Origin of the sequence: Stenotrophomonas sp. 3diitr2024, from assembly GCF_042136455.1 — a bacterium.
GTDB lineage: Bacteria > Pseudomonadota > Gammaproteobacteria > Xanthomonadales > Xanthomonadaceae > Stenotrophomonas > Stenotrophomonas sepilia.
The window spans coordinates 1-20,037 of sequence record NZ_JBHHMJ010000571.1; the positions used below are offsets into that span (position 1 = coordinate 1).

19 protein-coding genes are annotated in these 20,037 nt (G+C 67.5%); 10 read left to right on the plus strand and 9 right to left on the minus strand.

What is annotated here, in order from left to right:
- Positions 1-137 precede the first annotated feature (137 nt).
- Both ABGA94_RS14690 and ABGA94_RS14695 read right to left on the minus strand, forming a co-directional pair.
- Positions 138-1,058: a lytic transglycosylase domain-containing protein gene (locus ABGA94_RS14690; protein ID WP_065177385.1), complete on the minus strand. Its 921-nt coding sequence runs from the start codon at positions 1,056-1,058 to the stop codon at positions 138-140.
- Between the two features lie 45 nt (positions 1,059-1,103).
- Complete coding sequence (locus ABGA94_RS14695) at positions 1,104-2,072, minus strand: YafY family protein (protein WP_065177386.1); 969 nt, start codon at positions 2,070-2,072, stop codon at positions 1,104-1,106.
- 81 nt (positions 2,073-2,153) lie between these two features.
- Between ABGA94_RS14695 and ABGA94_RS14700 the strand changes: the two genes are divergently transcribed.
- Together ABGA94_RS14700 and miaB are read left to right on the plus strand one after the other, a co-directional pair.
- On the plus strand, positions 2,154-2,774 hold the full coding sequence (locus tag ABGA94_RS14700; RefSeq protein ID WP_005415942.1) for a glutathione S-transferase family protein: 621 nt from the start codon (positions 2,154-2,156) through the stop codon (positions 2,772-2,774).
- A gap of 190 nt (positions 2,775-2,964) precedes the next feature.
- On the plus strand, positions 2,965-4,383 hold the full coding sequence (gene miaB / locus ABGA94_RS14705) for a tRNA (N6-isopentenyl adenosine(37)-C2)-methylthiotransferase MiaB (RefSeq protein WP_005415941.1): 1,419 nt from the start codon (positions 2,965-2,967) through the stop codon (positions 4,381-4,383).
- A 50-nt stretch (positions 4,384-4,433) separates the two neighbouring features.
- Here the strand turns inward: miaB and ABGA94_RS14710 are convergent, their stop codons facing one another.
- The 3 genes from ABGA94_RS14710 to ABGA94_RS14720 are packed head-to-tail and all read right to left on the minus strand — an operon-like array spanning position 4,434 to position 7,446.
- Positions 4,434-5,546 carry an ABC transporter permease gene (locus ABGA94_RS14710; protein WP_375367627.1) on the minus strand — a complete coding sequence of 371 codons (1,113 nt, stop codon included), beginning with the start codon at positions 5,544-5,546 and terminating at the stop codon, positions 4,434-4,436.
- Positions 5,543-6,466 (minus strand): ABC transporter ATP-binding protein, encoded by a 924-nt coding sequence (locus ABGA94_RS14715; RefSeq protein ID WP_375367629.1) that lies wholly within the window; start codon positions 6,464-6,466, stop codon positions 5,543-5,545. The genes ABGA94_RS14710 and ABGA94_RS14715 overlap by 4 nt, the downstream gene beginning before the upstream one ends.
- 20 nt (positions 6,467-6,486) lie before the next feature.
- Complete coding sequence (locus ABGA94_RS14720) at positions 6,487-7,446, minus strand: HlyD family secretion protein (RefSeq protein ID WP_053498639.1); 960 nt, start codon at positions 7,444-7,446, stop codon at positions 6,487-6,489.
- A gap of 440 nt (positions 7,447-7,886) precedes the next feature.
- On the opposite strand from ABGA94_RS14720, the gene ABGA94_RS14725 reads away from it, so the two are divergent.
- The 7 genes from ABGA94_RS14725 (at position 7,887) to ABGA94_RS14755 (ending at position 13,874) form a co-directional block, all read left to right on the plus strand.
- Complete coding sequence (locus ABGA94_RS14725) at positions 7,887-8,873, plus strand: PhoH family protein (protein WP_005415936.1); 987 nt, start codon at positions 7,887-7,889, stop codon at positions 8,871-8,873.
- The gene (gene ybeY, locus ABGA94_RS14730) at positions 8,870-9,355 is read left to right on the plus strand and encodes an rRNA maturation RNase YbeY (protein ID WP_065177391.1); all 486 of its coding nucleotides are present in this window, start codon (positions 8,870-8,872) and stop codon (positions 9,353-9,355) included. The genes ABGA94_RS14725 and ybeY overlap by 4 nt, the downstream gene beginning before the upstream one ends.
- A gap of 47 nt (positions 9,356-9,402) precedes the next feature.
- Complete coding sequence (locus ABGA94_RS14735) at positions 9,403-10,008, plus strand: hypothetical protein (RefSeq protein WP_188248383.1); 606 nt, start codon at positions 9,403-9,405, stop codon at positions 10,006-10,008.
- Positions 10,009-10,085: 77 nt separating this feature from the next.
- Complete coding sequence (locus tag ABGA94_RS14740; protein WP_005415933.1) at positions 10,086-10,652, plus strand: hypothetical protein; 567 nt, start codon at positions 10,086-10,088, stop codon at positions 10,650-10,652.
- Between the two features lie 64 nt (positions 10,653-10,716).
- Positions 10,717-11,598: an HlyC/CorC family transporter gene (locus ABGA94_RS14745; RefSeq protein ID WP_005408827.1), complete on the plus strand. Its 882-nt coding sequence runs from the start codon at positions 10,717-10,719 to the stop codon at positions 11,596-11,598.
- Complete coding sequence (locus ABGA94_RS14750) at positions 11,595-12,845, plus strand: DUF4105 domain-containing protein (RefSeq protein ID WP_375367632.1); 1,251 nt, start codon at positions 11,595-11,597, stop codon at positions 12,843-12,845. Before ABGA94_RS14745 ends, ABGA94_RS14750 begins: the two co-directional genes overlap by 4 nt.
- 6 nt (positions 12,846-12,851) lie before the next feature.
- Complete coding sequence (locus ABGA94_RS14755; protein ID WP_065186100.1) at positions 12,852-13,874, plus strand: magnesium and cobalt transport protein CorA; 1,023 nt, start codon at positions 12,852-12,854, stop codon at positions 13,872-13,874.
- A gap of 112 nt (positions 13,875-13,986) precedes the next feature.
- Here the strand turns inward: ABGA94_RS14755 and ABGA94_RS14760 are convergent, their stop codons facing one another.
- The 4 genes from ABGA94_RS14760 to ABGA94_RS14775 all read right to left on the minus strand — a co-directional run bounded on the left by ABGA94_RS14760 (position 13,987) and on the right by ABGA94_RS14775 (position 18,339).
- On the minus strand, positions 13,987-15,351 hold the full coding sequence (locus tag ABGA94_RS14760) for an NAD-dependent succinate-semialdehyde dehydrogenase (RefSeq protein WP_375367634.1): 1,365 nt from the start codon (positions 15,349-15,351) through the stop codon (positions 13,987-13,989).
- Between the two features lie 83 nt (positions 15,352-15,434).
- On the minus strand, positions 15,435-16,277 hold the full coding sequence (locus tag ABGA94_RS14765) for an ABC transporter permease subunit (RefSeq protein WP_005415928.1): 843 nt from the start codon (positions 16,275-16,277) through the stop codon (positions 15,435-15,437).
- Complete coding sequence (locus ABGA94_RS14770) at positions 16,274-17,206, minus strand: ABC transporter permease subunit (protein ID WP_375367636.1); 933 nt, start codon at positions 17,204-17,206, stop codon at positions 16,274-16,276. Before ABGA94_RS14770 ends, ABGA94_RS14765 begins: the two co-directional genes overlap by 4 nt.
- Positions 17,203-18,339 (minus strand): ABC transporter ATP-binding protein, encoded by a 1,137-nt coding sequence (locus ABGA94_RS14775; protein WP_005415926.1) that lies wholly within the window; start codon positions 18,337-18,339, stop codon positions 17,203-17,205. Before ABGA94_RS14775 ends, ABGA94_RS14770 begins: the two co-directional genes overlap by 4 nt.
- A gap of 291 nt (positions 18,340-18,630) precedes the next feature.
- On the opposite strand from ABGA94_RS14775, the gene ABGA94_RS14780 reads away from it, so the two are divergent.
- On the plus strand, positions 18,631-20,037 hold a 1,407-nt coding region (locus ABGA94_RS14780), incomplete at its 3' end, for a flavin-containing monooxygenase (RefSeq protein ID WP_375367638.1).

Sequence of the window (20,037 nt, forward strand, 5' to 3'; positions counted from 1 at the left end):
GGTAGCTTTAAGGCTGCCAGCGGATCCGGTGGGGGCCAGAGCCGCATTGAATCATGGGCGAGTGTAGCGGAACCGTCGCGCGCCACACAACGCATTGCAACAACATTGATTACGGGGTGGCCGGCCAGCGGCCGGCACTACTGGTGTGTCAATGCGGTGCGGTAACGCTCGGCCAGCTGTCCGACCCGGCGCACGTAGTACTGGGTCTCGCTGTAGGGCGGCACGCCACCGTGGCGGTCGACCGCGCCTTCGCCGGCGTTGTAGCCGGCCGCAGCCAGGGTCAGGTCGCCATTGAAGCGCTTCAGCAACCACGCAAGATACTGCACGCCACCACGGATGTTCTGCGCGGCATCGTAGGAATCGCTGACCCCGAAGCGGGCTGCGGTCGGCGGCATCAGCTGCATCAGGCCCTGCGCGCCGGCGCGGCTGAGCGCGGTCGGGTTGTAGGCCGACTCGGCGTGGATGATGGCGCGCACCACGGCTTCTTCGACGCCGAACTCGCGTGCGGCCGAGGTGATCTCGGTCTGGAACGCGGTGGTGTTCAAGCGCACCGAACCGAAGTCCACGCGTGGGTTGACGCCACAGGCATAACAGCGCTCCATGAAACTGTAGCGGATGGTACGCACCGGGCCGAGGTTGGCGACCTGGGTCGGCCGCGCACTGGTGTAGTGGCGCACCCCATCCTTCATGAAGGAGTAGACCTGGCCGCTGACCATCCGCCCGGCCCGCGAGGCCGTCGGTACCGCGGCAGGCGCGGGTGCAGCAGGCGTCGGCGCGACTGCAGCGGGCGCAGCGGCGCTGGCCGCCACGGCGACCGGATTGCGTTCGATGCTGGCCACCGAGGTCGGCGCAGGCTTCGATGCGGCCACCACGGGGCGCGGTGCCGGGCGGGTATCGCGGCTGTAGCTGATGCTGCTGCAGCGCGCGCCGGCCACTCGCTTGCTCACGTAGCTGGTGACCCCGTCGGCGCCCTGGCACTTGTACAGGGTGCCAGCGCTGGCCGGCGCAGCGGTCAGCGCAGCGATGATGATCGCCGTTGTCCCCAGTATCCCCTTCATGCCGCGAGTGTCCCAGCTTCGCCGGGGCTTGCCAAGCGATGTGGCTCAGCCTGTGACCGGCGGCACAGCCAGCACCTGGCCCAATCCGGTCAAACGCTGTGCCAGCTCATCGCGCAGGCCCGGCGGTGTGGTCCACAACGCCACCGGCACCCGGTCCAGGCTGAGGATCTGCGCCAGCATCATGCCGCGGCTCTCGGCGCCCATGCGCAACAGGCAATGGTCGGCACCATCAGCCTCCAGCACACCACACCACGGCGGGATGCGCCCTTCCAGCTCGGTGCGGCTGCCGGCCAGGCGGACAATGGCCTGCAGCGCGAAGGGCGCCTGGCTGACCGCCTGCCGCACCATCACGTCCGGGGGCGCGGGCGGGCGCCGATGCATGCCCGGCCCGGCGCATTCGCGCACCGCGCCCATCCGGTCCACGCGCAGGGTGCGCCAGTCCTGGCGGCCCAGGTCCCAGGCCAGCAGGTACCAGCGCCGCCCATAGTTGACCAGGTGCTGCGCCTCGACCTCGCGCTGGGTCACCTCCTCCTGCGCACTGCGGTACTCGAAGGCCAGCCGTGACGCCTGCCGGCAGTGCTGGGCCAGCCGTCCCAGCAGGCGTGCGTCGGTGGAGGGAAGGTCGGACAGGGTGGCCGTCGCCGCATGCACCTCGCCGGCCTGCCGCCGGCGACGGGTGGGGACCAGCGGATCGAGCTTGGACAGCAGGCCCCGCGCGGTGTCGTCGATGCCAGCGACGGTCGCGGACGCGGCACGCAGGGCGATCGCCAGGGTCGTCGCCTCGTCCTCGTCCAGCAGCATCGGCAGCACCGGTGCCCCTGCCCCGAGCTGATAGCCGCCGCCGACCCCCGATGAGGCCCGCACCGGATAGCCCAGTTCGCGCAGGCGTTCGATATCACGGCGGATACTGCGCCGGTCCACGCCCATGCGCTCGGCCAGCTCAGCCCCGGACCACTGGCGGCGGGCCTGCAGCAGGGCGATCAGGCGCAGCAGTCGATGGGCGGTATGGCGCATGAAGAATCGAGGACAGAAGTCGTCCGCAATAGTGCCTCAGGATGGCTTCCAGTTCACCCACCCACCGCAAGGAGCAATGCCATGAACTCACGCCAGATCACCCTGTACCACGCCGCCAGATCCCGTTCGAGCGGCGCCGTGGCCCTGCTCGAAGCGCTGGGTGCCGACTACCGCATGCAGGTGCTGGACCTGAAGGCCGGTGCCAACCTGGCCCCGGCCTATCTGGCCATCAACCCGATGGGCAAGGTGCCGGCCATCGTCCACAACGGCGCACTGGTGACCGAGCAGGTCGCCATTTATCTGTACCTGGCCGACCTGTATCCGGAGGCCGGGCTGGCCCCGCCGATCGGCGACGCCCTGCGCGGCCCCTACCTGCGCTGGATGGCCTTCTACGGTGCCTGTTTCGAGCCGGCGATGATCGACAAGGCGATGCACCGCGAGCCGCCGCCGCGCCTGATGTCGCCGTACAACGACGCCGAGACCGTGCTGCAGGTGGTCGAGGCCCAGCTGGCGCAGGGCCCGTACCTGCTCGGCGAGACGATGAGTGCCGCCGACGTGCTGTGGGGCAATGCGCTGGCCTGGACCACGGCCTTCGGCCTGGTGCAGCCTGCGCCGGCCACGGCTGATTACATCGCACGGATGAGCGCGATGACCGCCTTCGACCGTTCGCGGCAGATCGATGCGGAGCTGGCGGCCGCGTAAGCAGCCCCCCCCTTGTAGAGCCGAGCCCGCGCTCGGCTGCTCTTCCCGCTTCCCATGGGGCAGCAGCCTGGCATGGCCTGGCTCTACTGAAGCCAGCCGAGCGTGGGCTCGGCTCTACAAGGGCGCGGCGGCTGGCGCGGGATGCGGGTAGAATTGCCCGCTTTCCCGCCACCCGAATGGATTAAGCGCCATGACCGGGACGCCAGACGTCTTTCCGCCCGCCACGCCGGGCGGTACCCCGCTCGTTGCCCTGCCCGCTGGTCCGCGCAAGCCTGACCAGGTCAAGGGCAAGCTGTACATCAAGACCCACGGTTGCCAGATGAACGAGTACGACTCGGCCAAGATGGCCGACGTGCTTGCCGCCAGCGATGGCCTGGAACTGACCGACAGCCCGGACGACGCCGACGTCATCCTGGTCAACACCTGCTCCATCCGCGAGAAGGCGCAGGAGAAGGTGTTCAGCCAACTCGGCGTGTGGAAGGGCCTGAAGAACAAGGGCCGCGAGGTCATCATCGGCGTGGGCGGCTGCGTTGCCTCGCAGGAAGGCGAAGCGATCATCAAGCGCGCCCCGTTCGTGGACCTTGTGTTCGGTCCGCAGACCCTGCATCGCCTGCCGGAACTGATCCGCGCACGCCGCGAGCAGAAGCGCCCGCAGGTGGACATCAGCTTCCCCGAGATCGAGAAGTTCGACCGCCTGCCCGAGCCACGCGCCGAAGGTGCCTCGGCGTTCGTGTCGATCATGGAAGGCTGTTCCAAGTACTGCTCGTTCTGCGTGGTGCCTTACACCCGCGGCACCGAAGTCAGCCGCCCGTTCGAGGACGTGGTGGTGGAAGTGGCGCAGCTCGCCGCGCAGGGCGTGCGCGAGATCAACCTGCTCGGCCAGAACGTCAACGCCTATCGCGGCCCGTATGGAGACGGTGAGTTTGCCGACCTCGGCCTGCTGATCCGCACCATCGCCGAGATCGATGGGGTCGGCCGCATCCGCTTCACCACCTCGCACCCGCTCGAGTTCAGCGATTCGCTGATCGATGCGTTCCGCGACGTTCCGCAGCTGGCCAACTTCCTGCACCTGCCGGTGCAGGCCGGCAGCGACCGCGTGCTGTCGGCGATGAAGCGCGGCTACACCGCGCTGGAATTCAAGTCGAAGATCCGCAAGCTGCGCGCGGTGCGCCCGGACATTTCAATCAGCTCGGACTTCATCGTCGGCTTCCCCGGCGAGACCGATGCCGACTTCGAGAAGACCATGAAGCTGATCGAGGACATCGGCTTCGACCACAGTTTCTCCTTCATCTATTCGCGTCGACCGGGTACGCCGGCGGCCGATCTGGAGGACACGATCAGCGATGCCGAGAAGCATGCGCGCCTGTCGCGCCTGCAGGAACGCATCAATGCGCACGCCGCCAGCATCTCGGAGAAGATGGTCGGTACCGTGCAGACCGTGCTGGTGGAAGGGCCGTCGCGCAAGAACCCGAACGAGCTGACCGGCAAGACCGAGAACATGCGGTCGGTGAATTTCCCGGCGCCTGCGCGCCTGATCGGGCAGTTCGTGGATGTGGTGATCACCGAAGCGCTGACCAATTCGCTGCGCGGGCGCGTGGTGGCGGAATAAGTCCCCGGCAAAGGGGGTCGGAGCCCCTGCGGGGATCCGACCCCCTGCCTTCAATCCAGGCGCTTGCGGAAACGCAGGATCGCCAGGGTCATCATCACCACGATGAAGGCCAGCAGCGCCAGTGCGTCGTGCCACAGCTCCCACAGCGAGGCGCCGCGCAGCATGATGCCGCGCACCAGGCGCAGGAAGTGGGTCAGCGGCAGCACTTCGGCCAGCCACTGCACCGGCCGCGGCATGCCGGCGAACGGGAACATGAAGCCCGACAGCAGGATCGACGGCAGGAACAGGAACAGGGTCATCTGCATCGCCTGGAACTGCGAACGCGCGCGCGTGGAGATCAGCAGACCCAGCGCCAGGTTGGCCAGCACCAGCAGCACCGCGGCCAGGTAGATGTCGAGCAGGCTGCCGCGAATCGGCACTTGGAACAGCCAGGTGCCCAGCACCAGCACCAGCGTGGTCTGCAGCAGACCGATCGCTGCATAGGGCAGCACCTTGCCGACCATCAGTTCGCTGCGCGATACCGGCGTGGCGATCAGCAGTTCCATGTTGCCGCGCTCGCGTTCGCGCACCACCGCCACCGCCGTAAACATTACCAGGGTCATGGTCAGGATCACCCCGATCAGGCCGGGCACGATGTTCACCGCCGAGCGCCGTTGCGGGTTGTAGAAACTGGTCACGCTGACCTGGCCACCGGCAATGCTGCCTTCGCGCAGCGGCCGCGTATTGCTGGTCGGGCGCGTATCCAGTGGCACCTGCGCCAGCTGGATCGCCGCACTCTGCACCACGGTGTCGCTGCCATCGACCAGCACCTGTACCGCTTCGCGTCCATCGAAGCGGCGACGCTCGAAGTCGGCCGGCACCACGATGCCGACGCTGATCTCGCCGCGGCGCAGCGCCTGCATCAGCTGGTCCGGCGTGTAGGCCTCGCTGCGTGGCGTGATCACGCCGGTGGCGACCATGTCCTGCACCAGCGCGCGTGAGGCGGCGCTGTTGGCCTGGTCGGCGATACCCGCATCGAGGTGGCGCAGGTTGAGGTTGATCGCATACCCGAACAGCAGCAGCTGCATCACCGGAATGCCGACGATCATCGCCAGCGTGATGCGGTCGCGGCGCAGCTGCCGCAGCTCCTTGAGCATGATCGCCCGCAGCCTGCGCAGGTTCATGCCGCTGGCTCCCTGCCACGGCCACGGGTGGCGGCCACGAACACGTCCTCCAGGTTCGGCGCCACGCTTTCGATATGCGCTTGCGGGTCGGCGCTGGCCAGCGCGCGCCGCAGCGCCGCGACATCCGCTGCGCCTTCGTTGCACAGCACGCGCAGATGGGTGCCGATCTGCGCCACGCTCAGCACGCCGGGCAGCTCGGCCAGCACGCGGCTGGCCTGGCGTGGCTGCGATGACGTGACCTGCAGCGTGCGTCCTTGCAGCCGTGAACAGAGCTCGGCCGGCGTGCCGTCGGCCACCAGTGCGCCGCGATCAAGGATCGCCAGGCGATGGCAGCGCTCGGCTTCGTCCATGTAATGGGTCGAAACCAGCACCGTGGTTCCCGCGTCGGCCAGTTCGAACAGGGCCTCCCAGAAGTCGCGGCGCGATTCCGGGTCGACCGCGCTGGTCGGCTCATCCAGGAACAGCAGTTCGGGCGAATGCACCACGGCGCCGGCCAGGGCCAGGCGCTGCTTCTGTCCACCACTGAGCGTGCCGGCCAGCTGCGGCTGCCGGTCCTGCAACAGGTACTGCTGCAGCAGCGCATCGACCCGTTGCCGGGCCTGGTTGCGCGGCAGGTCCTGGATGGCGGCGAGGAATTCCAGGTTCTCGCGTACCGACAGGTCTTCGTACAGCGAGAAGCGCTGGGTCATGTAGCCGATGCGCCGGCGCAGTGCTTCGGCCTGCTCGGGAACCGCCAGGCCCAGCACCTCGATCTGCCCCGCACTGGGTTCCAGCAGGCCGCACAGCATGCGGATGGTGGTCGACTTGCCTGACCCGTTCGGGCCCAGGAAGCCGTACACCTGCCCGCGCGGGACGGTCAGGTCGACCTTGTCCACGGCCAGCAGTTCACCGAAGCGGCGAGTCAGGCCCTGCGCATGCACCGCGATGTCCGCACCGGTGTTCAGAAGCGCACCTGCACCGGCAGTCCGGCCGGAAGCTTCTGCATGTCGCTGGCTGCATCCACTTCGATCTCGGCGAGGTAGCTCAGGCGCTCGACGTCATCGCCGGTCAGTGCGTAGTACGGGGTGAAAGAAGGCTCGCTGCGGATCGCGCGCACATGGCCCTTCAGTACGGTGGTGCCCCCTCCCTCCAGCTGTATCTGTGCCGGCTGACCGACCTTGACCTGCAGGCGCAGCGGCTGCGGCAGGTAGACGCGCGCATAGGGGCGCTCGCCGACCAGCATCACCGCCAGCGGCGCCCCGATCGGTGCCTGGTCACCCTGCCGGTAGGGCAAGGCATCGATCACGCCATCGCGCGGTGCGCGCAGCTGCAGCTTCTGCAGGTTGACGCCCTGCACCACCTGCTGCGCCTGTGCGGCGTCGGCGGCCGCCTGGCCCTGAGCGATGTCCTGCGCGCGACTGCCGTGCACCCGTTCCAGCCAGGCCTGCTCGGCGGCACGCACGCTGGCCGCGGCATTGCCGGCGGCTGCCCGTGCACGGTCCAGCTCGGCGGCGGCGATCAGGCGCTGGCGTGCCAATGGTTGCACCCGACGATAGTAGGCAGTGGCTTCAGCAGACTGCGCGCGCAACGCGGCCAGTTGTGCCTGGGCCTGTGCGATCTGTTCCTGCCGCGGGCCGAGCTTCAGCTCTTCCAGCTGGGCCTGCGCGCGCGCCGTGTCGGCCTGCGCCGCCGCGAACTGCGCGTCGCCGCGGGCGGGGTCGAGCTGCATCAGCACGGCCCCGGCCTTGACCCGCTGGCCCTCGCGCACCTCCACCGTGGCGATCACCTCGGCCGCCGGCGCCGGCACCGTGATCCGGTCCCACTCCAGTGTGCCCAGCGCCGTTGGCGTTGACTGCCCACAGCCCGCCAGCAGGCCGATGCCCGCCAGCCCGAGTCCACGCATCCCGTTGCCGATGCCCATGCCATCCCCTCCTGCGACGGCGACACGGTGCCACCTGCCCCGTGCACCCTCAATGATTCCGATCAGCCCTGACGGTTTTTTCGCCACGTACGGGCGAGCCTTTTGCTGCAAGGTTCCTCGCCACCTATCCACAGCTTGATTCAGCATCATTCCACAGCCGGTGTGGAGAACCGGACGGGGGCGGCCGTACTGGCTGCCTGGCAGCGGAAGATGCGCTGCCGTCACAGGAGCGGCCGACCGTGACGGTTTTTTCACCACCACCTCATACGCCTTGTGGCACAAGCACTGCGAAGGCCTATCCACAGCTTTTCGCGCCCTCCGTCCACACCGGGTGTGGAAAACCGCGTATCGGCCCGCCGCTGGCCGCATGCCCGGTACCCGCGTAACCTTGTCACCCCGAGTCCATCGTGGTGGACGGCGCCCCCGCCCCACCCCAAGCAATGAAAAGCATCGATCATCGAGACTTCACCCTGTCACCGGAAGACAACGAGCGACTGGCCAACCTGTGCGGCCCCTTCGACGGGCACCTGCGCCAGATCGAGCTGAAGCTCGGCGTGGAGATCGCCAATCGTGGCTTCGTGTTCCGCATCAGCGGGCCCAACGAAGCCATCGTCGAGGCGCAGAAGCTGGTTGAAGCGCTGTACGCCGAAGCCGGCGAAACCACCTTCGACAACCACGCCATCCACCTGCGCCTGGCGCAGGCCAACGTCGAGCAGATCGCCGAACGCTCCTACGAAGCGCAGGACGTGGCAATCAAGGTCAAGCGTGGCACGGTACGTGGCCGCGGCGCCAACCAGGGCCGCTACCTGCACCAGATCGCCACGCATGACATCAACTTCGGCATCGGCCCGGCCGGAACCGGCAAGACCTTCCTGGCCGTGGCCAGCGCGGTCGAAGCACTGAACGAGTCACGGGTGCAGCGCCTTATCCTGGTGCGCCCGGCGGTGGAAGCCGGCGAGAAGCTGGGCTTCCTGCCCGGCGACCTGAGCCAGAAGGTCGACCCGTACCTGCGACCGCTGTACGACGCCCTGTACGAGATGATGGGCGTGGAGAAGGTGGTCAAGCTGCTGGAGAAGAACGTCATCGAGATCGCGCCGCTGGCCTACATGCGCGGCCGCACGCTCAACGATGCGTTCGTGATCCTGGACGAGGCGCAGAACACCACCATCGAACAGATGAAGATGTTCCTGACCCGCCTGGGCTACGGCTCCACGGCGGTGGTCACCGGTGACCTGACCCAGACCGACCTGCCCAAGCACGTGAAGTCCGGCCTGCGCGACGCGATCGATGTGCTGCGCGAGGTCGAGGGCGTCAGCTTCACCTTCTTCGAATCCCGCGACGTGGTCCGGCATCCGCTGGTGGCGCGCATCGTCAGCGCCTACGACCGCCGCGACCTGCATCAGATCCAGCCTGGAGCAACGCCATGACCCGTGGTCCCGTGCGACTGGACGTCGCCGTCAGTTATGCCCTGCCGCGTACCGGGCTGCCGGCCGCAGTGAGCTTCCGCAAGTGGGTGGCCGCTGCGTTGAAGGGCCGCATCCGTGAGGCCGACCTGGCCATCCGCGTGGTCGATGCCAAGGAGGGGCAGTCGCTGAACCGCCATTACCGTGGCAAGGACTACGCCACCAACGTGCTCAGCTTCCCGGCCGACGTGCCCGAAGGCCTGCCCAAGGGCGTCAAGTTTCCATTGCTCGGCGACCTGGTGATCTGCGCACCGGTGGTGGCCCGCGAAGCTGACGAACAGGGCAAGGCGCTCAACGCCCATTACGCGCACCTGACCGTGCACGGCGTGCTGCACCTGCTTGGCTGGGACCACGAGGACGACAAGGAAGCCGACGCAATGGAACAGCTGGAGCGCGAGATCCTGGCCGAGCTCGGCATCGCCGATCCCTACGCCGGCGAGCGCTGACGGCCACGCATACCGGGTTCATCACAGAGGACACCCCCATCGCGCTGTTGCCCGCACTCATTGCCGCTCTTCTGCAGGTAACCACTGCCCCGGGCATCGACCCCGACCGGGAACGACCGTCGCCGTTCCCGGCCAGCGACAGCGCCGCCGACATTGCCGCCAAAGTCGCCGAGGTGCAGGCCTTCTTTGACGTCAGCCAGCAGACGGCCCGCCAGGCGGTCGCCGAGGCGCAGCAGCACGCGTTGATGGAACGCTTGAGGGCGCGCCACGCGGCACGCCTGGCCGGTATGTGGGTGGACAATGCGACGGGGTGGAACGTCGTCGTGCGACTGACTGGGCCGGCACCTGCGGCCGATGAGACCCATCCAGGGGCGGACGGCCCGCAACGCGTGCGCTACATCATCGGCGCTTCAATGACCGAAGCGGAGATGCAGCGCCGTCTTCAGGCGCAGCAGGGCTGGTTCATCCCGCAGCTGCCCGGCCTGACCGGCTATGGCCTGGACGTCATGACCGGTGAACTGGAGCTGGAACTCCGGGATACCGCTGGCGCGCGCGCAACGGCGGCGACCGTGCGCGACCACCTGCAGGCGCTGCTGGGCTACCCGGTCAGGCTGCGCTGGTACCCAGCGGCATCGCGCCTGCAATCTCCCTGACTGCGTAGAGACGCTCGCGATAGCCGACCGGGACCGGTACGATCACCGGCCTGCCTTCCGTTGCGGATCCAGTGCCCGTGCTGCGTATTGTCCTGCCCCTGCTGCTCGTCGCGTCCGCCCCGGCCGCTGCCTTGGACCTGCCGGCGCTGATCGAATGCCGCCAGGGCGTAGCCGATCACGCTGCACTGGCACCGCTGCTGGCTGATCCGCTGAAGGCCGTCGCCCACGGCCTGCAGCCGCTGCCCCAGGGCAACCAGTTCATGAGCGAGTACCGACTGGCCCAGCCGATCAGCGTGTTCGGCGACCGCACCGAACGGGTCGCCGTGGCCGGCTCCAGCATCATGGCGATCCTCGACCAGGCTGACCCGCGGCCGTTGGCCAAACGCCTGGCGCTGGAGACCGGCTACGACCAGGACGGCAAGTTCATGGCCGGCCGCGAGCTGGTCAGCCGCGACGTGACCGACCCGAAGAGCGGCGAGGCCCAGATCGAGTCGATCATCCTCAGCGTCTCCACCGTGGCCTCCCATCCGGGCAAGACCCTGGCCGGCTGTACCTACAGCCTGGACCTGCCTGAAGAAGAAGCCCCTGCCCGGCCTGAACTGGCCCCGCCGCCGATCACCGGACCGGGCAGCGACGGTCACTGACAGGCCGCCACATCCTGCTAGACTTGGGCCAACGCCCGGCCTGCCGGGTGCCTTTTTTCCAGAGATGTCAGAAGACGACAGTAGTAGCTCCCCTGCGGAGCACAGTGAAAAGAAGCGCGGTTGGCTTGAACGCCTGACCTCGGCCTTCTCCGGCGAACCCCACACCCGCGACGAGCTGGTCGCTGTCCTGCACACCGCGCAGGAAGAGGGTCTGATCGCCGCCGATACCCTGAAGATGATGGAAGGCGCCATTTCGGTGGCCGAGCTGACCGTGGGCGACGTGATGATCTCGCGCTCGCAGATGGTCTCGCTGCCGGTCGAAGCGCCCTTCCTGGAACTGATGAAGCAGGTGGTCGAATCGGGCCATTCGCGCTTCCCGGTGCACGGCGAGAACAAGGACGACATCCTTGGCATCCTGCTGGCCAAGGACCTGCTGCGCGGCGTGGTCGCCGACAACGGCCCGGCCAACGTGCGCGAGCTGCTGCGCCCGGCGGTGCTGATCCCGGAGGCGAAGAAGCTGAACGTGCTTCTGAAGGAGTTCCGCCTGTCGCGCAACCACATGGCCATCGTGGTCGACGAGTACGGCGGTGTTGCCGGTCTGGTCACCATCGAGGACGTGCTGGAGCAGATCGTCGGCGAGATCGACGACGAGCACGACGAGGCCGAGGATCCGTCCGCGCAGATCGCCATCCAGTCCGACGGCCAGTACGTGGTCGACGCGCTGACCCCGATCGGCGACTTCAACGAGCGCTTCGGCGCGACGTTCTCCGACGAGGACTACGACACCATCGGTGGCCTGGTCACCGAGGCCGTGGGCCACCTTCCGGAAGTCGGCGATGAGCTGGCACTGGATCGCTTCATGTTCCGCGTGGCCCGCGCCGATGCGCGCCGGGTTCAGGCCTTCCACGTGACCGTGCTGCCGCCGGACGCGCAGGACGACGCTTGAAGCGCCGCGGCCTGATCCTCATGGTGTGGCTGGCACTGTGGGTGCTGGCCATGGCCCTGCCGCTGGCGGCCTTCGCGCAGCCGGCGGCAGCCGTGCCCGCACCGGCCACCGCCAACGCGGAGGCCCCGGCCCCGCGCATCGGCGTGGTGACCATGCAGCCGGGCACGGTTTTCTTCGAACGCTTCGGCCATGACGCCATCGTCGTGGTCGATCCGGCCAGTGGCGAAGCGACCTCATACAACTTCGGCTACTTCGATCCGTCCGAGGACGACTTCATCAGCCGCTTCGTGCGCGGCGACATGATGTATTACCTGGTGGCGCTGCCGCTGCAGCAGGACCTGTCGTACTACGACGAGACCGGCCGCGGTGCCAGCGTGCAGTGGCTGGACCTGCGCCCCGAGCAGGCGCGTTCCCTGGCCGCTGACCTGGCCGAGCGGGCCAAGCCGGAAAACGCGCGCTACCACTACGACTACTACACCGCCAACTGCGCCACGATGGTACGCGACACGGTGGACAAGGCACTGGGCGGTGGCCTGCAGTCGCAGTTGTCGGGGCGTTCGCGCGGCAACACCTACCGCAGCGAGTCGGTGCGTCTGGCCTCGCCCGCCCCGTGGATGTGGCTGGGCTTCGATGTCGGCCTGGGGCCGTTCGCCGACCAGCCGCTGTCGCGCTGGCAGGAAGCGTTCGTGCCGATGCGCCTGGCCGATGCGCTGCGCCAGGCACGCAACAGTGATGGCCGGCCGCTGGTGCAGTCCGAACAGGAACTGCTGCCGCACCGCATTGATCCGGAGCCGAAGGAGTTCGCGCGTCGCTGGTGGCCGTGGCTTCTGTGCGGCCTGGTGATCGCTGCTGGCGTGCTGGCGCTGCGCAACCGCCCGCGCCTGCTGGCTGGGCTGGCCCTGCCGTTCTGGCTGTTGTGCGCCGTCGCCGGCAGCCTGCTGGTGTTCCTGTGGGGCTTCAGCACCCACTACGCCGCCTGGGCCAACCGCAACCTGCTGCTGCTTTCGCCGCTGGCCGTGCTGCTGCTGCCCGGAGCAATCAGCCTGCTGCGCCGGCGCGTGCCGGGGCGCATGTTCAGGATCGTGCTGTGGCTGCTGGCGGTACAGGCCGTGGCCGCGCTGGTGCTGCACTGGCTGAGCCTGCAGGCCCAGTACAACGTGCAGTGGATCGTACTGCTGTTGCCCGTGCACGCGGCACTGGCCTGGGTGTTGGGGCGCCGTCCTCACTTGTCCGAAACACGGCGCTGACGCACGATGGCAGGCATGTCATTGCCCGCCTCCGCTTCCGCCCCTGCTTCAGCCAACCCCGCCTGCGTCATCAACTGCGTCCACTATGATGACGAGGGCATACGCCACGATATCAGCCTGGACGCCATCAGCGATGTCATCGCCAGTGGCAATGGCTTCGTGTGGGTCGGCCTGTACGATCCCAACGACGATGTGCTGCTGAAACTGCAGGAAGAATTCTGCCTGCACGACCTGGCCATCGAGGATGCGCGCAACGCGCACCAGCGGCCCAAGGTCGAGACCTACGGCAATTCGATGTTCGTGGTGGTCACCACCGCGCAGATGGTCGACGAGCGCATCCAGTATGGCGAAACCCATGCCTTCCTCGGCCCGCGCTTCCTGGTGACGGTGCGCCACGGCGCCTCGCTGTCCTACGCGCCGGTACGTGCTCGGGTCGAGCGTGAGCCGCAGCTGCTGAAGATGGGCCCGTCGTACTGCCTGTACGCGGTGACCGACTTCGTGGTCGACAATTACCTGCCGATCGTGCACCGCTTCCGCGACACCCTGGACCTGCTGGAAAAGGACATCTTCGCCGAGAACTACAAGCGCAGCACCGTGGTGCGCCTGTACGAGCTCAAGCGCGAACTGAACAAGATGCGGATGGCGGTGGCGCCGCTGCAGGATGTGCTGGCCCAGCTGCGCCGTTACCAGGGCGAGCTGGTTCCGGACGAAGTGAAGCTGTACATCCGTGACGTGCACGACCACGCGGTACGCATCAGCGATGTGATCGACACCCTGCGCGAGATGCTGGGCACCGCGCTGAGCGTGAACCTGTCGCTGGTGACGCTGGCGCAGGGCGAGACGGTCAAGCGCCTCGGTGCGTGGGCCGCGCTGCTGGCGGCACCGACGCTGATCACCAGCTGGTACGGGATGAACTTCAGCCACATGCCGGAGCTGAGCCAACCGTGGGCCTACCCACTGATGATCGTTGGTGTGGGCGGCGTCTGCGTGGGCCTGTACCGGTTGTTCAAGCGTTCGGGCTGGCTGTAGAGCGTATCGACCCGCGGTCGATACCCACAGAACCGGGGACATATCGACCAAGGGTCGATACCCACCAGACTGGTAGGCCACGACCGTTGGTCGTGGCGCATTGCATGATCCATCAAGCCACGTAAACGGTCTTGATGTTCATGAACTCATGGATGCCGTGGTCGGCCAGTTCCCGGCCAAACCCAGACTGCTTGCTGCCGCCGAACGGCAGCCGCGCATCGCTCTTGACGATCGCGTTGACGAACGCGGCGCCGCATTCCATGCGTTGCGCGAAGGCTTCGCCGCGCACCGGATCGCGCGTCCACACACTGCCGCCCAGGCCGAAGCGCGTGTCGTTGGCCACGCGCAGTGCCTCGCTCTCATCAGCGACCCGGATCACCGCAGCCACCGGACCGAACAGTTCCTCGTCGTAGGCCGGCATGCCCGGGCCGACCTGGTCGAGCACCGTGGCCGGATAGCCGGCATGGGTGCCGGCAATCGGCTCGCCGCCTATCAGCACCCGCGCACCCTTGGCCACGCTGGCCTGTACCTGCTTGTGCAGTTCATCGCGCAGATCGGCACGGGCCATCGGCGCCAGCGTGGTGCCCCGCTCATCGGGGTCGCCGTACTGGCGCTCGGCCGCAGCTTCAACGAAGCGGCGGGTGAATTCATCGGCTACCGCCTCGACCACGATGAACCGCTTGGCCGCGATGCAGGTCTGCCCGCTGTTGTCGAAGCGCGACTTCACCGCTGCCGCAACCGTCTTGCCGAGGTCGGCATCGTCGAGCACCACGAAGGCATCGCTGCCACCCAGCTCCATCACCGACTTCTTCAATTGGCTGCCGGCGTTGGAGGCGATCGAGCGCCCTGCCCGCTCGCTGCCGGTCAGCGTCACCGCCTTCACCCGTGCGTCGCGCAGCACGTCGGCGGCCTGGTCGTTGTCGATGTGCAGCACGTCGAACACGCCGTCCGGCAGGCCGCCATCACGGCACACCGCCAGGATCAGGTCGGCACACTGCGGCACGTTGCTGGCGTGCTTGAGCAGGGCCACGTTGCCGGCCATGAACGCCGGTGCGAGGAAGCGGAACACCTGCCAGACCGGGAAATTCCACGGCATCACCGCGAATACACACCCGATCGGCTCGTAGCGCACGTAGCTGCGCTGGGCTTCGGTGTCGATCAACTGCGGCTTGAGGTAGTCGGCCGCGTGGTCGGCGTAGTACTCGCAGGCGGCAGCGCACTTGTCGACCTCGGCCAGCGCTTCGGCCTTGAGCTTGCCCATCTCGTGGGTCATCGCCTGCTGCAGGTCGTCGCGGCGCGTGCGCAGCTGCGCCGCGATCTGGCGCAGGATCACGCCGCGTTCCTGCAGCGAACGCTCGGCCCAGCCGGGGAACGCATCGGCGGCGGCCTGCAGGCGCTGCTCGATGTCGGCAGCGCCCATCAGTTCATGGCGGTAGGTCACCTGGCCGGTGGCCGGGTCGACGATCTCGACGGTCATGGGGGATCTCCATCTGGAAGACCCCCATTGTGCGCCGCCGGCCGTGAGCCGGGTGTTGCCGGCACAGTGGACGGATCGTGTACTCAGCCGTTGTCCTGCCGCGCCAGCTGCAGGTCGCGCTGGCGCCGCTTCTCGGCACGGGCATTGATGTACCAGCCGATCACCGCGGCGATCGATACCGCCGACACCAGCAGCGTGGCCAGCGCATTGATCTTCGGGCTGATGCCCATGCGCACCGACGCGAACACCTTCATCGGCAGCGTGGTCGAGCCCGGCGTGGCGACGAAGCTGGCCACCACCACGTCATCCAGCGACAGGGTGAACGCCAGCAGCCAGCCCGCCACCAGCGCCGGCGCGATGATCGGCAGGGTGATGCGGGTGAACACGGTCAGCCGGCTGGCCCCGAGGTCCATCGCGGCTTCTTCCAGCGACAGGTCCATTTCCTGCAGGCGCGAAGACACCACCACGGTGACGAAGCACAGGGTGAAGGTGACGTGCGCGATCCAGATGGTGGCCAGGCCGCGCGCCGGGAAGCCCGGAATCGCGCCCATCGAGGCCAGCAGCGCCATCAGCGAGAAGCCCAGGATCACATCCGGCATCACCAGCGGCGCGGTGACCAGCGCACCGAACAGCGGCTTGCCACGGAAGCGCTTGAAGCGGGTCATCACCATCGCCGCCAGCGTGCCCAGCACGGTGGCGGTACAGGCGGTCCAGAACGCCACCACCAGGCTGGTCCACATCGCATCCATCAGCGCACGGTCGGCGAACAGGTCACTGTAGGCGCGGGTGGAGAACCCGGCCCAGACCATCGCCAGCCGCGAGCTGTTGAACGAATAGAACATCAACAGCAGGATCGGCAGGTACAGGAAGGCGAAGCCCAGCAGCAGCACGCCCAGCCCCAGGCCCTTGGCGGTACGCGGGCTCATGCCTGCTTCCCTTCCAGCAGGCGCTGCTGGGAACGGTTGAACAGCAGGATCGGCACCAGCAGCAACAGGATCATCGCCACCGCCATCGCCGACGCGCCCGGCCAGTTGCGGTTGTTGAAGAACTCGTTCCACAGCTGGCGGCCGACCATCAGCGTCTCCGAGCCCCCCAGCATTTCCGGAATCACGAATTCACCCACTGCCGGGATCATCACCAGCATGCAGCCGGCGATGATGCCGGCCTTCGACAGCGGCAGGGTGATGCGGAGGAAGGCCTGCCATGGCTTGGCACCCAGGTCGTAGGCCGCTTCCAGCAGGCGGTGGTCATGCTTGACCAGGTTGGCGTACAGCGGCAGCACCATGAACGGCAGGTAGCAGTAGACGATGCCGATGTAGGCCGCGGTCGGCGTATCGATCATCTGCAGTTTTGGCAGGCCCATCGACGTCATCAGCGCCTGCAGGCCGGTGAACTGCAGGAACTGGTCAAGCAAGCCGTTGCGGTCCAGGATCGCCTTCCACGCATACACGCGGATCAGGAACGAGGTCCACGACGGCAGCACCACCAGCATCATCGCCACGTTGCGTGCGGCCGGCGACAGGCGGGCGATGGCATAGGCCATCGGGTAGCCGATCAGCAGAGTCAGGAAGGTGGAGATGGCCGCGATCCTGATCGAGCTCAGGAAGGCCTGCGCATAGATCGAATCGCGGAACAGCGCCAGGTAATTCTCCAGGTTCAGCTTCAGCGAGAACCCGCCGTCCACGTACTGCAGCAGCCAGGTATACGGCGGCGAGCCGACCCGGCTGAGCGAGAAACTGATCATCAGCACGATCAGGAACGGCACTGCGAAGAACAGCAGCAGCCACAGGTACGGAATGCCGATCACCGTGGCACGCAGCCCCGGCAGCCAGCGCTTCAGGCCGGCGACGCTCATGAGGTGAGCACCACGCCGTCGTTGTCGCGCCAGTGCACCCACACCTCGTCGCCCCAGGTGAAGCCATCACTGGCCCAGCGCTGCGAGTTGGCGAAGTTGGCCAGCACCTTGGCGCCGCTGGGCAGGCGCACGTGATAGACCGAGTGGCTGCCGAAGTAGGCGATGTCCTCGATCACGCCCTGCGCCTTGTTGGTGTGCCCTTCCGGCTCGTCCTTGCCGATCATCACCTTCTCCGGGCGCAGCGCGAACGCGACCGGCTGCCCTTCATAGCAGGTGATGCCATGGGCAATGTAGATCGGCGCCGGGAACAGCGGCGAGCGCACGGTCACGTACTCGGGCAGGTCCTCGTCGATCACCCCGTCAAACAGGTTGACCGAACCGATGAACTCGGCGACGAAGCGGTTGGCCGGCTGCTCGTAGACCTCGTCCGGCTTGCCGACCTGCTGGATCCAGCCGGCATCCATCACCGCGATACGGGTGGCCATGGTCATCGCTTCTTCCTGGTCGTGGGTGACCATCACGCAGGTCACGCCCGACGATTCGATGATGCTGACCAGTTCCAGCTGCATCTGCGAGCGCAGCTTCTTGTCCAGCGCGCCCATCGGTTCGTCCAGCAGCAGCAGCTTCGGCCCCTTGGCCAGCGACCGCGCCAGCGCCACGCGCTGCTGCTGGCCACCGGACAGCTGGTGCGGCTTGCGCTTGCCCAGGTGGCCCATCTGCACCAGGTCGAGCATCTCGCCGACGCGCTTGCTGATCGCGTCCTTGCCCAGGCCATCCTGCTTCAGGCCGAAGGCGATGTTCTGCTCGACCGTCATGTGCGGGAACAGGGCATAGGACTGGAACATCATGTTGACCGGCCGCTGGTACGGCGGCAGCGCGTCCAGGCGCTGGCCATCGACGGTGATGCTGCCCTTGGTGGGCGTCTCGAAGCCGCCCAGGCAGCGCAGCAGGGTCGATTTACCACTGCCGGAGCCACCGAGCAGAGCAAAGATCTCGCCCTTGCGCACGTCCAGGTTGACGTCGTCGACGGCGACGAATCCGTCGAATTCCTTGCGCAGATCACGAATGGAGAGATAGCCGGGCGCACCGGTCGTGTCGACGACGGCGGCTACCGGCTGGGCTTCAACGGGCATGGGGGCTCCGGGAGCGGGCGGTGGACAGCGGCGGCCATTCTAACGGCCGGGGGCCGAAGGGGATATGACGGCAGTGGGTGGAAGCGGCCGCTGGCGCGCCCAGGCCTCCCGAGGTGTGTCGGTTTTCCCCCGCCATGGTGGCCTGTGCGCCGGGAGGCCCGGGGTCTCCTCGACGCCCGGACGGCCGTCCCGGCCAGACACCACGGGCGGCGGCCCGATCTGCAACATTTTTCAGAGCGGGATCCATTGAATGCCCGGGACATTCCCCGCGCAATGCCCCGGATCTAGGCCTTGCATGGACCGACCCTGGTGATTTCCCTGGACAGCCCCTCCCCTTTCCCGCCCCGCCTGCCGGGCTGCCTGCCTGCACGGCTGCCGCTGGTCATCATCGGCGCCGGCCAGGCCGGGTTGTCGCTCAGCGCGCTCCTGCAGGAGGCCGGCGTCGAGCATCGCGTGCTGGAGGCCGAAACCGTGGGTGCCAGTTGGCGGCGACGCTGGGATTCGTTCCAGACCAACACCGCCAACGCGACCATGGCCCTGCATGGCCATGCCTATGCCGGGGATGACCCGGAAGGGTTCATGGGGGCCCCGGAAGTGATCCGACGGCTGCGCGACTATGCCGACGAGCGCTCGTTGCCGATCAGCGAAGGGTGCGTGGTCCATCGGGTCGGGCCCGAGTCCGGTGGCTATGCCATCGACAGCAGCCGGGGACTGATCCATGCCCAGGCGGTGGTGGTTGCCACCGGTGAATACCGCCGGGCGCGGTTGCCCCGGGCCCCGTTCGCGCCCGCACCAGGCCTCACCGTGCTGCACTCCAGCGACTACCGCGGTCCCGGCCAGCTACCCGAGGGCGCGGTGCTGGTCATCGGCGGCGGCCAGTCCGGCGCGCAGATCGCCCAGGACCTGCGCGACGGTGGTCGCAGCGTGTACTGGTCATTGGCCGATCGTCATTCGCACACCCGTCGGCTGCGCGGCAAGGACTCGATGACCTGGTGGGACATGGCCGGGCGCATCCATCAACACGTAAGCCAATCGGCGGCCGTACTGGCAGGCGAGCCGGACGCGCTGCGCAAGGCCCGCACCGCGGAGTTCCCCCTGATTTCCGGCAAGGGAGGCGCCGGCCTGGGCAGTTCGATCAGCCTGCTGGCGATGCACCGTGCAGGCATCAGGTTGCTGGGCCGGTTGCAGGAATTCAATGGGAACACCGCCCGCTTCGCCGATGTCCGCCCGCAACTTCGCGCCGCGATCAAAGCGACGCGGGCCGAGTATGCCTATCTCGATTCGCTGGCCAGCGCGTACTACGCCACGCGGCCCGAACCGCGCACCGACGATGCCCGCTACATTCCCGAAGAGGTCTACTTGCACTGGGAGCCGGAACCGTCCCCGTGCGAGCTGGATCTGCCGTCCGCAGACATCCGCTCGGTGGTGCTGGCCACCGGTTTCGTCGCCGAGTGGCCCTGGCTCGATGTACAGGGCGCGCTGGATGCCCACGGCTATCCGCTGGGCGAGTTTGGCGTTTCCCCGCAACCGGGCTTGTTCTTCATCGGCATGCACAACCTGCAGCGGATGAGTTCGTCGTTCCTGTGCAACGGCGGCCGCGATGCACGCGACCTGCTGCCAGCCATCCTGAGGCACCTTGGCGAGAGCGGCGGTACCGATTCCGGCACGGTGGAGCAAGGTGGCCGCCGGGCAACGCCC

Bases quoted from the DNA above. Each gene is read 5' to 3' on its own strand.
- ABGA94_RS14690 (WP_065177385.1), bottom strand. From the start codon at position 1,058: ATGAAGGGGATACTGGGGACAACGGCGATCATCATCGCTGCGCTGACC.
- ABGA94_RS14695 (WP_065177386.1), bottom strand. From the start codon at position 2,072: ATGCGCCATACCGCCCATCGACTGCTGCGCCTGATCGCCCTGCTGCAG.
- ABGA94_RS14700 (WP_005415942.1), top strand. From the start codon at position 2,154: ATGAACTCACGCCAGATCACCCTGTACCACGCCGCCAGATCCCGTTCG.
- miaB (WP_005415941.1), top strand. From the start codon at position 2,965: ATGACCGGGACGCCAGACGTCTTTCCGCCCGCCACGCCGGGCGGTACC.
- ABGA94_RS14710 (WP_375367627.1), bottom strand. From the start codon at position 5,546: ATGAACCTGCGCAGGCTGCGGGCGATCATGCTCAAGGAGCTGCGGCAG.
- ABGA94_RS14720 (WP_053498639.1), bottom strand. From the start codon at position 7,446: ATGGGCATCGGCAACGGGATGCGTGGACTCGGGCTGGCGGGCATCGGC.
- ABGA94_RS14725 (WP_005415936.1), top strand. From the start codon at position 7,887: ATGAAAAGCATCGATCATCGAGACTTCACCCTGTCACCGGAAGACAAC.
- ybeY (WP_065177391.1), top strand. From the start codon at position 8,870: ATGACCCGTGGTCCCGTGCGACTGGACGTCGCCGTCAGTTATGCCCTG.
- ABGA94_RS14745 (WP_005408827.1), top strand. From the start codon at position 10,717: ATGTCAGAAGACGACAGTAGTAGCTCCCCTGCGGAGCACAGTGAAAAG.
- ABGA94_RS14755 (WP_065186100.1), top strand. From the start codon at position 12,852: ATGGCAGGCATGTCATTGCCCGCCTCCGCTTCCGCCCCTGCTTCAGCC.
- ABGA94_RS14760 (WP_375367634.1), bottom strand. From the start codon at position 15,351: ATGACCGTCGAGATCGTCGACCCGGCCACCGGCCAGGTGACCTACCGC.
- ABGA94_RS14765 (WP_005415928.1), bottom strand. From the start codon at position 16,277: ATGAGCCCGCGTACCGCCAAGGGCCTGGGGCTGGGCGTGCTGCTGCTG.
- ABGA94_RS14770 (WP_375367636.1), bottom strand. From the start codon at position 17,206: ATGAGCGTCGCCGGCCTGAAGCGCTGGCTGCCGGGGCTGCGTGCCACG.
- ABGA94_RS14775 (WP_005415926.1), bottom strand. From the start codon at position 18,339: ATGCCCGTTGAAGCCCAGCCGGTAGCCGCCGTCGTCGACACGACCGGT.